The 16112-nt window shown below is 29.4% G+C and carries 18 protein-coding genes and 1 riboswitch; of the genes, 16 read left to right on the forward strand and 2 right to left on the reverse strand.

The features are described from left to right. Position 1: 1 nt before the first annotated feature. Positions 2–532 carry a CDP-diacylglycerol--glycerol-3-phosphate 3-phosphatidyltransferase gene (gene pgsA / locus CJ192_RS00795; RefSeq protein WP_004814121.1) on the forward strand — a complete coding sequence of 177 codons (531 nt, stop codon included), beginning with the start codon at positions 2–4 and terminating at the stop codon, positions 530–532. A 24-nt stretch (positions 533–556) separates the two neighbouring features. Then, positions 557–1606, forward strand: coding sequence for a recombinase RecA (gene recA / locus CJ192_RS00800; RefSeq protein WP_102197402.1), 1050 nt, complete (start codon positions 557–559; stop codon positions 1604–1606). A gap of 44 nt (positions 1607–1650) precedes the next feature. Here the strand turns inward: recA and CJ192_RS00805 are convergent, their stop codons facing one another. Continuing rightward, positions 1651–2694: a DNA polymerase IV gene (locus CJ192_RS00805; protein ID WP_102197403.1), complete on the reverse strand. Its 1044-nt coding sequence runs from the start codon at positions 2692–2694 to the stop codon at positions 1651–1653. Between the two features lie 100 nt (positions 2695–2794). On the opposite strand from CJ192_RS00805, the gene CJ192_RS00810 reads away from it, so the two are divergent. The 10 genes from CJ192_RS00810 (at position 2795) to CJ192_RS00855 (ending at position 10964) form a co-directional block, all read left to right on the forward strand. After that, the gene (locus CJ192_RS00810; protein WP_102197404.1) at positions 2795–3040 is read left to right on the forward strand and encodes an RNA-binding S4 domain-containing protein; all 246 of its coding nucleotides are present in this window, start codon (positions 2795–2797) and stop codon (positions 3038–3040) included. Next, positions 3033–3350 carry an FtsB family cell division protein gene (locus tag CJ192_RS00815; RefSeq protein WP_102197405.1) on the forward strand — a complete coding sequence of 106 codons (318 nt, stop codon included), beginning with the start codon at positions 3033–3035 and terminating at the stop codon, positions 3348–3350. The genes CJ192_RS00810 and CJ192_RS00815 overlap by 8 nt, the downstream gene beginning before the upstream one ends. Continuing rightward, positions 3322–4713 (forward strand): tRNA lysidine(34) synthetase TilS, encoded by a 1392-nt coding sequence (tilS, locus tag CJ192_RS00820; RefSeq protein ID WP_102197406.1) that lies wholly within the window; start codon positions 3322–3324, stop codon positions 4711–4713. The genes CJ192_RS00815 and tilS overlap by 29 nt, the downstream gene beginning before the upstream one ends. Next, positions 4710–5261 carry a hypoxanthine phosphoribosyltransferase gene (gene hpt, locus CJ192_RS00825; protein ID WP_102197407.1) on the forward strand — a complete coding sequence of 184 codons (552 nt, stop codon included), beginning with the start codon at positions 4710–4712 and terminating at the stop codon, positions 5259–5261. Before tilS ends, hpt begins: the two co-directional genes overlap by 4 nt. A 91-nt stretch (positions 5262–5352) precedes the next feature. Further along, positions 5353–5847, forward strand: coding sequence for a DUF5673 domain-containing protein (locus CJ192_RS00830; RefSeq protein ID WP_102197408.1), 495 nt, complete (start codon positions 5353–5355; stop codon positions 5845–5847). A gap of 72 nt (positions 5848–5919) precedes the next feature. Continuing rightward, positions 5920–6711, forward strand: coding sequence for a type III pantothenate kinase (locus CJ192_RS00835; RefSeq protein ID WP_004814104.1), 792 nt, complete (start codon positions 5920–5922; stop codon positions 6709–6711). Further along, positions 6689–7654: a tRNA dihydrouridine synthase DusB gene (dusB, locus tag CJ192_RS00840; protein ID WP_102197409.1), complete on the forward strand. Its 966-nt coding sequence runs from the start codon at positions 6689–6691 to the stop codon at positions 7652–7654. Before CJ192_RS00835 ends, dusB begins: the two co-directional genes overlap by 23 nt. A 4-nt stretch (positions 7655–7658) precedes the next feature. Further along, on the forward strand, positions 7659–8132 hold the full coding sequence (gene greA, locus CJ192_RS00845) for a transcription elongation factor GreA (RefSeq protein WP_004814098.1): 474 nt from the start codon (positions 7659–7661) through the stop codon (positions 8130–8132). 8 nt (positions 8133–8140) lie between these two features. Next, positions 8141–10039, forward strand: coding sequence for a lysine--tRNA ligase (gene lysS, locus CJ192_RS00850; RefSeq protein ID WP_102197410.1), 1899 nt, complete (start codon positions 8141–8143; stop codon positions 10037–10039). Positions 10040–10337: 298 nt separating this feature from the next. Continuing rightward, positions 10338–10964, forward strand: coding sequence for an HAD-IA family hydrolase (locus CJ192_RS00855; protein WP_102197411.1), 627 nt, complete (start codon positions 10338–10340; stop codon positions 10962–10964). Positions 10965–11330: 366 nt separating this feature from the next. Here the strand turns inward: CJ192_RS00855 and CJ192_RS00860 are convergent, their stop codons facing one another. Beyond that, entirely contained in the window at positions 11331–12683 is a 1353-nt protein-coding gene (locus CJ192_RS00860; protein ID WP_102197412.1) for an aspartate kinase, read from the reverse strand. Positions 12684–12819: 136 nt separating this feature from the next. Here CJ192_RS00860 and CJ192_RS00865 point away from each other — a divergent pair, with 136 nt between their 5' ends. From CJ192_RS00865 to CJ192_RS00875, 4 genes are all read left to right on the forward strand, one after another. Further along, positions 12820–13431 (forward strand): DNA-3-methyladenine glycosylase, encoded by a 612-nt coding sequence (locus tag CJ192_RS00865; RefSeq protein WP_004818874.1) that lies wholly within the window; start codon positions 12820–12822, stop codon positions 13429–13431. An 88-nt stretch (positions 13432–13519) separates the two neighbouring features. After that, positions 13520–13662, forward strand: a riboswitch (Lysine riboswitch). An 88-nt stretch (positions 13663–13750) separates the two neighbouring features. After that, positions 13751–13906: a hypothetical protein gene (locus CJ192_RS09250; protein WP_004818930.1), complete on the forward strand. Its 156-nt coding sequence runs from the start codon at positions 13751–13753 to the stop codon at positions 13904–13906. A 21-nt stretch (positions 13907–13927) separates the two neighbouring features. Next, positions 13928–15061 carry a diaminopimelate decarboxylase gene (gene lysA, locus CJ192_RS00870; RefSeq protein WP_244897268.1) on the forward strand — a complete coding sequence of 378 codons (1134 nt, stop codon included), beginning with the start codon at positions 13928–13930 and terminating at the stop codon, positions 15059–15061. After that, positions 15061–16041 carry an aspartate-semialdehyde dehydrogenase gene (locus CJ192_RS00875; RefSeq protein WP_102197414.1) on the forward strand — a complete coding sequence of 327 codons (981 nt, stop codon included), beginning with the start codon at positions 15061–15063 and terminating at the stop codon, positions 16039–16041. Before lysA ends, CJ192_RS00875 begins: the two co-directional genes overlap by 1 nt. Positions 16042–16112: the final 71 nt, after the last annotated feature.

Below are 16112 nucleotides of genomic sequence, written 5' to 3' on the forward strand. Positions count from 1 at the left end.
AATGAATATAGCAAACAAAGTTACAACAGTAAGAATGATTTTGGTACCAGTTTTTGTGGTATTATATTTAATTTTTGGTAGAATGTATAATGTTGCTGCTATCTTATATGCAGTTGCTTCTTTAACAGATGCCCTTGACGGTCACCTTGCAAGAAGTAGAAATTTGGTTACAACTTTTGGAAAATTTATGGATCCTTTGGTAGATAAGATTTTGACCATGGCAGGATTTGTGCTTTTAACTTCCACAAATATAATTCCAAGTTGGGCTGTAATTTTGATAATTGCAAGAGAATTAATTATTACAGGTCTTAGAACTCTTGCAGCAAGCAATAACATTACAATCGCAGCAAGCAAGGGCGGAAAAGCAAAAACAATGAGCCAATGTGTATCAACAGTTTTGTTACTTGTAAATAATCCTAGCCTAAATACAATAGGACTTGTATTATTTTATGTAGCAGTGATTTTGACAGTATTTTCAGGAATTGATTATTTGGTTAAAAATAAAAAAGTATTAAATTTAGATGATATATAGATTTTAAATAAGAAAGGAAAAGATATGGCAGGCGAAAAAGATAAAGAAAAAGAAAAGGCCCTAAGTCAAGCTTTCAAAAATATTGAAAAAAAATATGGTAAGGGTGCCATAATGAAAATGGGCGAGGCTCCAAAAGTAGATGTTACAGTAATTCCTACAGGAGCTATTAATCTTGATATGGCACTTGGAGTTGGTGGACTTCCAAGAGGAAGAGTTATAGAAATATTTGGACCAGAATCATCAGGTAAAACAACCCTTACTCTTCACTGTATAGCTGAAGATCAAAAATTAGGAAATACTTGTGCCTTTATAGATGCAGAACACGCAATGGATGCTGAGTATGCAAAAAGATTGGGAGTAAATATTGATGAATTAATTTTGGCTCAACCAGATACAGGTGAACAAGCACTTGATATTGCAGAATCTTTGGTAAGATCTGCTGCAGTTGATCTTATTGTTGTCGATTCAGTTGCTGCCCTTGTACCAAGAGCAGAAATTGAAGGTGAAATGGGAGATAGCCACATGGGTCTTCAAGCAAGACTTATGAGTCAAGCCTTAAGAAGATTAACAGGAATTATTTCAAAATCAAATACAACTGTAATTTTTATCAACCAATTAAGAGAAAAAATTGGTGTTATGTTTGGAAATCCTGAAACAACAACAGGTGGTAGGGCCCTTAAATTTTATTCTTCAGTAAGACTTGATATTAGAAGAATAAAAACTATCCAACAAGGCGATAACATGGTTGGAAATAGAACTAGGGTAAAGGTTGTAAAAAATAAGGTGGCTCCGCCATTTAAAGTCGTAGAATTTGATATCATGTATGGAACAGGAATTTCTAAATCAGGTGTGATTTTAGATTCTGCCGTTGATAAAGATATAGTAGAAAAAGCAGGTTCTTGGTATTCTTATAATGGAGAAAAACTAGGTCAAGGTAGGGAAAATGTAAAACAATATCTTGAGGAAAATGAAGATATCTTAAATGAAATTGAAAACAAATTAAGAGAAAGTATAAATCCAGACTCTAATAAAGAAGAAAAAAAAGAAGAAGAAATCCAAGAGGATGAAGAATAAAAAAATAAACACGAATTAATAGAAATTCTATTGTTCGTGTTTTTTTATTTGTCAAATAGGCTTAATTGTTTGTGGTCTTTTTGGGATAAATTTGATAAAGAAATTCCAAGAAGTCTTAATTTTTCATTAGAAATAATTTGATCTAATAAGTCTTTTCCAATTTCAGAAATTTCTTCTTTTTTTGAAATAGGTGATGAAAGGGTCAAAGATTTGGTGTGGGTTTTAAAGTATTCTGTTTTTATTTTTAAATTTATTGTGTAGGCTTTTATATCTTTTGCTCTCAAGTCATCTTCAATTTTTTCTGAAATCTCATCTATATAGGAATATAAGATTTTCATATCCTTGGTATTTTTTCTAAAGGTGAATTCTCTTCCAATAGATTTTCTTTTTGAATATGTTTCAACTTTTCTCTTATCTTCACCCCTTATAACCTTATAAATGTATCTGCCCTGTTTTCCAAAAAGAGATTCTAGAAATTCTTGGTCTAATTTTAATAAATCTCTTATTTTATAGATTCCTATATCCTTTAATTTTTCAACTGATTTATTTCCAAGTCCGTGGACTTTTTTTATATCTAAGTCTTCTAGTATATTAGGTATATCATCTTCATTAATTTCTTTAATTCCAAAGGGTTTGTTCCAGTCACTTGCAAGTTTTGCCAAAAACTTGTTGTAGGAAATTCCTATAGAAACCCCAATACCCGTTTGTTTTAAAACTTGATTTTGAATTTTTTTTGCAATGATTTTTTTATCTTCATTATTATCAATAAAAATATAGGCTTCATCAATTGAAACTTGTTCTTTAATATGAGAATAAGATTCTATAATGTCAAAAACTTCTTTTGATTTTTCCTTATAATAAGTCCTATCTACCTTTATAATAATTAAGTTTGGGCAAAGTTGCCTTGCAATAAAAACTGGCATAGCAGAATGGATTCCGTATTCTCTTGCCTTATAATTTGCAGTTGTAATTATTGATTTATTGGAAAGTCCTCCCACAGCCATGGGATGATTTTTTAATTTTGGATTTCTTAGCTCTTCACACGATGCATAAAAGGCATCACAGTCTATATGTAAAATTTTATTCATGATATCACCATTGTCATTATACTATAATTAATAATTTGTGAAATTGTTTTATAATGGACTAAAAGGGTTAATATTTGTTATAATAAGCTAAGGTGATTAAATGAGAATAGATAAGTTTTTAAAAAATTCAAGAATAATTAAAAGAAGACAAGTTGCAAAGAATGCCTGCCTAAATGAAAGAGTAAAAATCAATGGTGATATTGCCAAGGCGGGTACAAATGTAAATCCTGGTGATATTATAGAAGTAAGCTTTGGAAAAAGAAATCTCAAGGTTAAGGTTTTAGACCTAATTGATGGGGCTAAGAAAAACGATGCTGGTGAGATGTTTGAGGTTATAGATGAATAAGTACGAAAGATATATAAAAAATAGGTCTAAAAAAAATACCAGATTTTTAATCATGGTTTTTCTTGTATTTATTTTAACATTTTTTCTAACAAGAGCCTTTAATAAGAATATGAACAGGCAAAGACTTAGTTTAAAAGAAAATATTACCGAGACAAATACAAAAATTTCCAAGGTTAAAAAAGAAATAGATACTATAAAAAAAGACTATGAAAATAGAAACACAGATGACTTTAAGGAAAAAATAGCTAGAGAAAAGCTTGGAATGATTAAGAAAGACGAGTATGTGTACAAAGACGAAAATAATAAGTAGCTTTAAAAATACTGTAGAAAAACATAGGCTTATTGAAGAAAATGATACCATAATTGTTGGGGCAAGTGGGGGACCTGATAGCCAATTTTTAATCTATTTGTTAAATGAGTTAAAAGATTTTTATAAGATTGATATCATCCTTGCTCACTTAAACCATATGCATAGACAAGATGCGATTGATGATGAGAATTTGGTAATAGAAACTGGGAAAAAATTATCTCTTAAAACTTATGTTTCCCACAAATCTATGGATGATTATGCTAAAGAGAAAAAAATTTCATCAGAAAATGCTGGTAGAATATTAAGGTATGAATTTTTTAATTCTCTTAAAAAAAATTATAAAAATGCAAAAATTGCGGTAGCCCATAATATGGATGACCAAGCTGAGACTGTTCTAATGAGAATTATTAGAGGTTCAGGCCTTGATGGGCTAAAGGCTATGTATTATAAAAATGGCCCTATAATAAGGCCTATAATGGATTTTAAAAAAAGCCAAATTCTAAAATTTTTGGACTATAATAAGATAGACTACCATATAGACTACACAAATTTACAAAGAGACTACACAAGAAATAAGATAAGACTTGATATAATACCACAAATTGAAAAAATAAATCCTAATTTCAAAAAGTCCTTGGTTAATTTATCGGAAGTTTCAAAAAATGACTATGAAATCTTAAAAGATATAGAAGATGATATTTTTGAAAAAATTCTTGTAAAAAAAGTAAAAAACAAATTAAGTTTTGATAAAATAAAATTTGAGAACCTATCAGATCCTTTAAAAATGAGACTTATAAGAAGGGCTATTTTTGTTTTATATGGAAATATTAAAGATTTTTCAAAGATAAATATAGAAGAGTTACTTAAAATTACAGATCTTGATACTGGTAAAAAAATAATAAAAAACAATTTAACCTTACAAAAAAATTATAAGACTTATGACTTTTTTATAAAAGAAAAAGAAAATAAAGAGAAAAATCAAAAAGAAATATATTTGACAATTAATGATGATAAAATTTTCAACTCTTTTAAGTTTAAAACAAGTATAATATCTTATGAAATATATAAAAAAATTGAAAAGGGGAAAAGAGAATTTTTTGCTCTTGATGATTTGGATGATATTTCAATTAAGGTAAGGTATAGGATAAATGGAGATTATTTTACCTACCTTAAAGATGGTAAGAGAAAAAAGCTCAAAAATTATTTTATAGATGAAAAAGTTGATAAAAATTTGAGAGATAAGATTCCACTTTTATTTATTAATGATAAGCTTTGTCTTATTGTGGGTAAAAGACGAAGTGAGGATTTTAAGGTAAGTGAAAAAAGTAAAAAAATTTTAATGGTAAGTGTGGAGGAGTTATGAAAACCGATTTAGAAGAAATTATAGACCAAGTGCTAATTGATGAGGAAAGCTTAAATAAAAGGATAAAAAAACTTGCAAATCAGGTAAATGAATATTACGAGGACAAAAACGAATTGGTACTTGTAGGAATTTTGAAAGGCTCAATTATGTTTATGGCCCAACTTGCCAAAAGTATTAAAATCAATTGTACCTTAGAATTTATGGATGTATCTTCATATGCAGATGGGACAGAATCATCTGGTAATGTAAAAATAATAAAAGATTTGGACACTGATATTTCTGGAAAAGAAGTTTTGATAGTAGAAGATATAATTGATACAGGAAGAACTCTTGATGCCCTAAGACATTCTCTAATAAAAAGAGGAGCAAATTCTGTAAAAATTATTACCCTATTGGATAAACCTGAAAGAAGGGTTATAGAGATAAAACCAGATTGGACAGGTTTTAAAATTCCAAACGAATTTGTAGTAGGATATGGACTTGATTACCAACAAAAATATAGAAACTTACCTTTTATTGGAGTTTTGAAAAGAGAAGTTTACGAGTAAGATAAAGATTAGAAATTTTAAAAAAATTGGCTTTATTTCATTTTTGAAAAAAGCCTTATTTTTTAAGTTAAAATAAAAAATAGGAGGAAATATGAACAATCAATTTGACAGATTCATAATATTAATTTATTTAGGACTTATAGCTTGGCTTGGATATAAATTTTTTAAAAGCATTAAATCCAAGAAAAATTTAGAAGGTCAGGTAAGTAGTTTTGGTAAAAGATCAAGTACAATGGAGTATATTTTATTTGGACTTTTAATTTTAACAGGTGCAATAAACCTATACCAAGGTATAAAAACAAATAATAAATCAGCCTTGATGACAGCATCTGTAATGATAGTTATGGGCCTTGTATTTTTCCTAAATACAAAGACAAAAATATATATTGCTGAAAACGGAATTTTATTAAATGATTCTTTCTTTACTTATAAACAATTAAAAAGATGGGGCTTTGACAAAGAACGTGGAAATTTAGTTATTCTAACAAAAAAAGACCATCAAGAAAGTCAAGAATCAACCCAAGTTAAAAAAGAAGATATAAATGAAATAAATAATCTAATTAGAAAATACAAACTAGGCAAGTAATCTTGAAATAATGGGCAAGATGATGTATCATAAAAGAGTTAATGTTTAGATTATAGAAATTTAGGAGAAAATATGCTACTAGTAGTAGATGTCGGCAATACAAATACAGTAATTGGCGTTTACAATAAAAAGAAATTAAAAACAAAATTTAGGATAACTACAAATCAAGTTGTAACTAGCGATGAATTAGTGCAAATTTTATATAATATTCTTGCAATCCACAAAATTGATAAGGATAATATAGAAGATACAATCATCTCATCAGTAGCTCCAGATGTTTTATATTCATGGCAATCTGCAAATAGGAAATTTTTTGGCAGAGAAGCAATAATTGTAGGAATAGGAACAAAAACTGGAATTGATATAAAATATGATAATCCAAGAGAAGTTGGAGCTGATAGGATTGTAGATGCTGTTGCAGCTTATGAAATGTATGGTGGACCTACTATAGTAGTAGATCTTGGAACGGCATCAACCTTTGATGTTGTAAATAAAAAAGGCCAATACTTGGGAGGATCAATTGCTCCGGGACTTAAAACAAGTCTTGATGCTTTGATAAATAGAACAGCTCAACTTCCAAGAATTGAACTTCATGATCCAAAAACAGCCATTGCAAAAAGCACAACAGAGGCTATTAATGCTGGAATGATTTTTGGATATATTGGTCTAATAGATGGAATAATCGAACAACTAATAAAAGAAATTATAAAAAAAGAGAAGATATCAAAAGAAGAAATAAAAATAGTTTCAACAGGAGGCTATTCAGAACTTCTGGCATCAGAATCAAGATATATAGAAATAGTAGAAAATGATCTTACTTTAGAAGGCTTAAGATTAATATATGAGAGAACAATTAAAAAATAAACAAATAATGCTTGCTCCCTTGGCTGGAGTTTCAGATGTTGGTTTTAGGTTGATCTCAGAAAAATATGGGGCAGACAAAACATTTACAGAAATGGTATCAGTAAACGCCCTATATTATGATAACAAGAAGACTAATGATCTTCTTTTTATTTCAGAAAATGAAAAAAATTGTAACATACAATTATTTGGATCAAAACCTGAAGTAATAGAAAAAGTAATTAAAGACAAAATAAATTATATAGACAGTTCCAAAGAAATTTCCTTTAATATGGGTTGTCCCGTTGCAAAAATCACAAAAAATGGTGAGGGAAGTCAACTTATGGCAAATCCAAAATTAGTTGAGGAAATTTGTAAAACTTTGAGAAAATCTACTGACAAAAAATTAAATATAAAATTTAGGCTAGGAATTGACGATAAACATATAAATTACCTAGACATAGGGAAAATTGCCCAAGATACAGGAATTGATTATGTAATTTTGCACGCAAGAACAAAAGATCAAATGTACTCTGGACATGCAAACTGGGATCATATAAGAAAATTAAAAGAAAATCTACAAATTCCAGTTATAGCTAATGGGGATATTTTTTCAGTAGAAGACTTTATAAAGGTAATTGATCTTACAAAAGCTGATGGAGTTATGCTTGCAAGAGGAGCTATGGGTAATCCTTTCTTGTTTAAAGAGATAAAAGATTATATAAAAACAGGAAATTATAATAAGCCAAGCCCCATAGAAATAGTTGATCAACTTATAGACCAATACAAGTTGGAATTAAAATATAAAGAAGAAAAATTAGTAGTCACACAAATGAGAAAACACCTATCATGGTATATAAAAGGACTTGAAAATTCTAGTAAAATACGTGATTTGGTTAATAAATTAAAAACAATAGATGAAGTGATGGATGAGCTTGAAAATTATAAATCCACACTGAAAGGATGAGAAAATGACAGAACAAAAAGAAGTAATTCTATCAAAAGAATATTTACAAAAACTACAAGACGAATTAGAATATTTAAAAACAAAAAGAAGACCAGAAATTGCTGAAAAAATTAAAGAAGCAAGATCATTTGGAGACCTTTCTGAAAATGCTGATTATGACGAAGCGAAAAATGAACAAGGTGAAGTAGAATCAAGAATTGCAAAAGTTGAGGATATGATAAGACATGCAAAAACTTTTGAAGATTCTACAAATAAAGATGAAGTAAGTGTAGGAAGTAAAGTATTAATTCACGATGAAGAATTTGACGAAGATTTTGAATATAAAATTGTAGGAACTGCAGAATCTAACCCACTTGAAGGATTTATTTCTAATGAATCACCAGTTGGTGAAGCCTTGATTGGAAAGAAAAAAGGGGATAAGGTAGAAGTAGCTACACCAAACGGAAAGTGCTATTACACAATTAAAGAAATAAGATAGGAGTGAATATGGCAAATAAAAATCAAGACCTAAATGAAATGCTTCAAATAAGAAGAGAAAAGCTAGAAAAATTAAAAGCTGACGGCAAAAATCCTCACGCAATTGTAAATTTTAGAAATAGAACCCTATCAAAAGAAATTAAAGATAATTTTGAAGAATTTGAAGGAAAAGTTGTAAGAGTAGCTGGTAGAATTATGGCTAGACGTGGTCATGGTAATATGAGCTTTATGGATGTACAAGATTCTCTTGGTCAAATTCAAGTTGTAAATCGTAAAAATGTTATGGGTGATAATTTTAAAGAAACAAAGGGCTATGACATTGGAGATTTGATTGGAATTGAAGGTAAAGTTTTTAAAACTAACCAAGGGGAAGTTTCAATTGAAACAGAACATGCAGATTTATTGACTAAATCTTTACAAATTTTACCAGAAAAATGGCACGGATTAAAAGACCCTGACATTAGATATAGGCAAAGATATGTTGATTTAATTGTAAATCCAGAAGTAAAAGATGTATTTGTTCTTAGAAGTAAAATAATTTCTGAAATCAGAAGATTTTTAGAAAACAGAGGCTTCTTGGAAGTAGAAACTCCAATTTTAAATACCATAGCAGGTGGAGCTACAGCAAGACCATTTATAACTCACCACAATAGTTTAGATATAGGTATGTATTTAAGAATTGCATCAGAGCTTTATCTAAAAAGATTGATAGTTGGTGGATTTGATAAGGTTTATGAAATAGGCAGAATGTTTAGAAACGAAGGAATGGATGCTACCCATAACCCAGAATTTACAACTATGGAATTATACCAAGCCTATGGTGATTTTGAAGATATGATGGAAATCACAGAAACTATGGTAGAATATGTAGCAAATAAAGTTAAGGGATCAACAGTTGTTGAATTTGACGGAAATGAAATAGAACTTAAGGCTCCTTGGAGAAGAGTTTCTATGATTGATGCCGTAAAAGAATTCTCTGGAGTAGACTTTAACGAAATTACAGAATACGAAGATGCAGTAAAGATTGCTAAAGAAAAAAATATAGAAGTTAAGGATTCAAGAGGAGAAATCATTGCAGAATTTTTCGATGAATTTGTTGAAGAAAAACTTATCCAACCTACATTTATAGTTGATTATCCTGTAGAAATTTCTCCACTTGCAAAAAGAAAAAATGATGATCCTAGCTTAACTTATAGGTTTGAAGCCTTTATAAATGGTTCAGAAATTGCAAATGCCTTCTCAGAATTAAATGATGCTGTTGATCAAAAAGAAAGATTCTTAGATCAAGTAGCAAAAAGAGAAGCAGGCGATGACGAAGCTCAAATGATGGATTATGACTTTGTAAATGCTCTTGAAGTTGGTATGCCTCCAACAGGTGGACTTGGAATCGGAATTGATAGGTTAATTATGATTCTTACAGGTCAACATTCAATCAGAGACGTCCTACTTTTCCCAACAATGAAGCCAATAGGTGAAGAGAAAAAAGCAATAGAGAAAAATCAACATTCAATTGAAGAAGCAGCAGAAGAAATAGATTTTACTAATGTTGTTGTAGAAGATTTATTTGAAGATCAAGTAGATTTTGAAACATTTTCAAAATCAGATTTTAGGGCTGTAAAAGTTTTAGATTGTAAAGAAGTTCCAAAATCTAAAAAATTGTTAGAATTTACTCTTGATGATGGAAGTGGAAAAAATAGAACTATCTTATCAGGCATAAAGGCTTACTATAGTCCTGAAGAATTAGTTGGAAAAACACTTCTAGCAATTACAAATCTTCCTCCAAGAAAAATGATGGGAATAGATTCATGTGGAATGATTTTATCAGCTATCCATGAAAAAGATGGGGAAGAAAAACTAAACCTAATAATTTTGAAAAATAATATTCCAGCTGGAGCAAAAATTTATTAATAAACTTTAAGAAGTAGTTTTACTAATTCTCATACTGTTGACAAACTAAATTTTCAGCCATTTCGAGCGAACGTAGTGAGTCGAGAAATCTCATGAGATCTCTCCATGCGTTCGTTTCACTCACTTAGTCGAGATGGTACTTAGCTTAATTTTTATTTCGAAATAAAATATTAGCTGAATTCATACTTTGTCTACGCTCTGAGAAGTAGTTTTACTACTTCTTTTTTTGTAAAAATTTTTAGTGCTTTTATAAATTAAAAAATATCGTAAGATAAATACTAGATAGAAAGGATTATTTATGATAAAAAATATTATTTTTGACCTTGATGGTACAATTTCAAAGTCAGCTGATGGGATTTTGAATGCTTTTGAATATGCCTTGGACAAGATGGGTAAGGCTTATGATAGGGATGAATTATTTAAATATATTGGTCCTCCTTTGAGAGATTCTTTTGTAAAGGAATTAGGGGAAGACTTGGCAGATGATGGGGTAGAATTTTATAGGTCATATTATTTTGAAAAAGGAAAATACCAGGCATCTATTTATGATGGTATGAAAGATGTGATTAAAAACTTATATGATAAGGATTATAAAATTTATCTAGCTACAAGCAAGGGCAGAAATTCAAGTCTTGAAGTTTTAGAATCTTATGGAATTTTACAATATTTTTCCTATGTAGAAGGATCTACAGATATCTTAAATACTAAGAAAAAAGTATTGGAAAATATAATAATAGGAAATAAGTTAAAAAAAGACCAATCCCTTATGATAGGTGATAGGTCTTATGATATAGATGCTGGTTTTGATTTAGGTATTAAAACTATTGCAGCATCTTATGGATATGGAAAAGATGAAGAATATAAAAATGCAAGTTTTATTGCAGATTCTCCATCTGATATAGAAACTATAATTAAAAATATTTAAAATCTTGTTTTATAAAAGATTCATAGCGTAGACAAACCCTCAAGCACGAATATCTAACTCCCAAAATTATTGATTTCTAAATTTTAAAATTCTAAAATCGCAAACTCGCTAAGGCGAGGACAGATAAATAGCTTAAAATTGTGCCAGTGGCACGATTTTAATATTTATCCCTCGGAATAAAACTAAGAATTAAAATCTAATTGAATTTAATTTATTTAATAAATAATCATAGCTTTAAATTTTAGAGTGCGATTTTTGACGAATTTTTAAATTTGAAATCAAATCAATTTTTTCCGTATGCTATTCTTAGCGTGAGGATTTGTTTACTTTGTCAAAAGTCTGAAATCTTGTTTTTACAAGATTTTTTTATTGAAAAAATTCCTTGTATAGTTTTTCTATGGCAATTTTTTCATATTTTTTGTTTATAAAGACAAAGACAGAATTTTTGCTTGCTCCTTGAATTATAGACTCAAGTTTTATATCTTCTTCATACAAAACTTTTGAAATTTTATAAAGGGTATTTCCTACCCTTTGGCTTAGGCCTTCTCCAACTATAGCAATTGCAGAAATATCATCTATAATTTCAAATTCATCAAAGGAGAAGTTTGCCTTTATTGTATTTAATATATTTTGCATTTGAAATTCAGAGCTTATATATTTTTTCCTAACCAAAATTGCAAGAGAGTCTATTCCTGTTGGAATATGCTCAACTGGTATATGTTGGTATTCGAAAATATCCAAAAGTTTATTAATATATCCAATCTTTTTATTCATCAAATATTCAGTAATATTAAAGGCAATAAAGTCACCAACATTTGAAATTCCTATTATTGGATTTTGACCGACGTCTTCTCTTTTTGTCTCAATAATTGTCCCACCATTATTAGGATCATTTGTATTTTTTACATGGATTTTTATATTGTGAGAAAGTAAGGGAGCAACAGCATCTTCTTGGAAAATCTCAAAACCATTGTAGGATAGCTCTCTCATCTCCTTATAGGTAATATTTGTAATCTCTTTTGGATTTTCAATTAATTTTGGGTGGGCAGTATAAATATAGGACATATCTGTATAATTTTCATAAATGTCACAGTCAAGGCCCCTTGCAATTATAGAACCTGTTATATCAGATCCACCCCTTTGGAAGGTTATAATTTTTCCCTGAGGAGTATAGGCAAAAAATCCTGGTATAATAAAAAGCTCATCCCTATCCTTAAATTTATTTAAATTTTCATAAGTTTTTTCTAAAATTACAGGCTCACTTAGGGTGTGTTCAACTAATATCCCAGCATCTTTTGGAGAAAGATAAGCACAATTTATTCCTAAAGATTTTATGTATTTTGCAATTAGTCTAGCATTAAAATCTTCCCCACAAGCCTTGATTGCATTTTCTAAATAAAAAGAATCCTCTATGTTTTCCAAATAAGAATTTAAAATATCCCTATAATCTTGTAAAATTTTTTCATCAAGCTTTAAATCATTTACAATTTCTTGGTATCTTTTTATAACTGCTTCTAGGCTATCCTTGTATTTTGGATCCTTATTTCTAAATTTTTCATATAAGTCTATCAACATATCGGTAACTTTTATGTCTTCATCAAATCTTTTTCCTGGAGCAGAAACAGTTACTGCCCTTATGCTTTCATCAGACAAAACTATATTACAAACTTTTTTTATTTGTTCGGCGTTGGCCACAGATGAGCCCCCAAATTTGCACATTTTTTCATACTTATTCCTTTCTAATTATTTATTAAATTTTTAAAATTATTATACATGATATTTCTAATATAACACAATTTTAAAAATATTTCTGATTATTTTTTAATTTTATTATAAAATTGATAGAGGAGGAAGTATGTTAGAAAAAAATTTTTATAAAAAAGATACCCTATCTCTTGCCAAAGATTTATTAGGAAAAATAATGGTTAGGAGGGTTAATGATAAAATAATGAAGGCCAAAATTGTTGAAACTGAGGCTTATCTTGGAATAAAGGACAGGGCCTGCCACACTTTTAATAATAATAAAACTGAGAGAAATAAAATTTTATATATGGATTGTGGGACCTTATATGTTTACCAAACTTATGGAATTCATTTTTTATTAAATATTTCAAGTGTTGGAGAAAATATTCCAGAGGGAGTTTTGATAAGGGCAGTCGAACCCTTATCAGATTTAAATATTTTTAGCCAAAATAGGTTTAAGAAAGATTACAAGGATTTATCATCATATCAAAAAAAGAATTTAACAAATGGCCCTGCCAAACTTACCAAGGCCCTTTTAATTGATAAGAGCCTTAATGGAAAAGATATTTTTGGAAAAAATTTATATATAGAAGATGCAGATTCTTCATTTGAAATTTCCGTCGACAGGAGGGTTGGAATTGATTATGCAAAAGAAGCTAGGGACTTGTCCTATAGATTTTTTATAAAAAATAATCCTTACATTTCCCTAAATATGCAAGATTAAAATATAATTATGAATTTTTTTAAATAAAATCCATGATTTATTTGACGAATGTGAATATTAATGATAAATTATTACATAACAACTTAACAATATAGTCAAGAGGTTGCGGTTATGATTAGTAAAGATTGAAAGGCATAACCGCCGAAATGCCCATGGCGTTGGTTGTATTCAAAATATGGATACAACTGTCAATAAGAATATGCCAAATCTTATTGGAGGACTTACTATGTTGCGGCGAAAGGAATCGTGGGCCTTTTGCTCACGATTTTTTTAAAAATTTGCTTTAAAGATTTAATTTATTAAATCTGATGGAGGATTTATGTTAGAAAACAACTTTAAAAATAATAAGGGCTTATTAGAAATTGGGGGAGTAAGTGTAGAAAAACTTGCCCAAAAATACAAGACGCCCCTTTACATATACGATCAAAAACTCATAAAAGATACGGCATCATCTTTTGTAGAAAATTTTAAATAAGAAAAATTTGATACAGAAATAATTTATGCGACCAAGGCCTTTTCAAACCTTTATGTCTTAGGACTTTTAAATGAATATAAACTTGTTTTTGATTGCGTATCCAAAGAAGAAATTTTTGTAGCCTTAAAGGCTGGCATCAAAGGAGCAAATATTCATTTTCATGGAAATAATAAGACAAAAGAAGAATTGATATATGCAATAGATAATGATATTAGCCTAATAATTATTGATTCAGAAGATGAATATTATTTATTAGATAAAATTTTAAAAGAGAAAAAGAAAAAAACATCTTGCCTATTAAGGATAAACCCAGATGAAAAAACAGACACCCACAAATTTATCCAAACTTCAAATGCAGATTCAAAATTTGGACTAAATATTAGAGATGAAAATACAGAAAAAATTATAGAAAAGATAATAGAAAACCCAAACATCAATCTTCTAGGCTTTCATGCCCACATTGGAAGTAAGGTTAAAAACTTGGAATTTTTCAAGGAAGAAGCAAAAATTATGGCTGATTTTACAAAAAATATCCAAGATAAATTTAAGAAATGTTTTTCCCACTTAAACTTGGGAGGAGGATTTGGAACTAGGGAAAATCTTCAAGATGAGGACCTTGATTTGGAAAAATTTCTTAAAGGTTTGATTGTTTTTATGGAAGACTTGTTTGAAAAAAATAAACTTTCTATTACAAATCTTTCCATAGAACCAGGAAGATCTTTGATTTCAAAAGCAGGCTCAATTCTTTATAGGGTTGGTTCAACAAAAGTCACAATGGAAGGCTATCCCTTGATTTTTGTTGATGGAGGAATATCAGATAATATTAGACCAAGCCTTTATGGGGCAAGATATTCTGCTATCCTTGCCAACAAACTAGATAATGAAAAAAATCAAACCTATAGGGTTGGTGGAAAACTTTGCGAATCGGGAGATATATTGATAGAAAAAGTTAAGCTTGCAAAAGTAGAAAGGGATGATTTATTATTAGTTCTCTTTGCAGGAGCCTATACCTATTCCATGAGTTCTAATTATAATAAACTCCTTAAACCAGCAGTTGTTTTTGTGGAAGATGGGAAAGATTATTGTGCAGTAAAAAGACAAAGTTTAGAAGATTTGATAAAAAGAGATTTGAAATATAAAAAAGGAGATCAATAATGGAAAATTTAAATGTAGCAGTAGTTGGAGCAACAGGACTTGTAGGAAGAAAGATTCTTGAAATTTTAGAAGAAAGAAATTTCCCAATCAAAAATTTAAGGGCCTTTGCAAGTGAAAAAAGTGCAGGAAAAAAGCTTGATTTTAAAAATGAAAAAATTACAGTAGAAAAATTAGATGAAAATTCATTCTCAGATGGTGACATTGATATAGCAATCTTTTCTGCTGGAGGATCAGTTTCAGAAAAATACATACCAATAGCAATAGAAAATAAGGTGAAATGTGTAGACAATTCATCATTTTTCAGGATGGATAAAAATACTCCCTTGGTTGTGCCAGAAATAAATAAAAATGAGATAAATAAGGACACCATGCTTATTGCAAACCCAAACTGTTCAACAATCCAATCAGTTCTTGCAATTAAGCCTATTTTTGACAATTTTTCAATAAAAAGAATTGTCTATAACACTTACCAAGCAGTATCTGGTGGTGGAGAAAAGGCCTTGGAAGATTTGTACAATAAAACAAACAAAAAATGGAAGTACAAAATTTACAACAATGTCCTCCCACAAATAGATGATTTTACAGAAAATGGCTACACAAAAGAAGAGCTAAAAATGATAAATGAAACAAGAAAAATTCTTGGAGATGAAAATTTAAAAATTACAGCAACTACAGCCAGAGTTCCAGTAGAAAATTCTCACGCTATTTCAATAAATATAGAATTAGATAGGGATTTCGACCTAGATGAGATTAAAAATTTAATAAAAAATCAAGAAGGCGTAGTTCTTATGGATGATATAGAAAAGGAAATTTATCCCCTACCAACAAAGGCTACAGGCCATGATGAGGTTTATGTAGGAAGAATCAGAAGAGACTATTCTCTTGGTTATGGAATAAATTTATGGTGTGTGGCTGATAATATAAGAAAAGGAGCAGCTACAAATGCAGTGGAAAATGCGGAAATTTTATTGGAAGTATAAATGTTATTCGAAGGTAGTGGGGTTGCCATAATTACCCCATTTAACGATGATAAAAGCGTAGATTAAAAGTC

This window comes from Anaerococcus hydrogenalis (genome assembly GCF_002871895.1).
Classification (GTDB): domain Bacteria; phylum Bacillota; class Clostridia; order Tissierellales; family Peptoniphilaceae; genus Anaerococcus; species Anaerococcus hydrogenalis.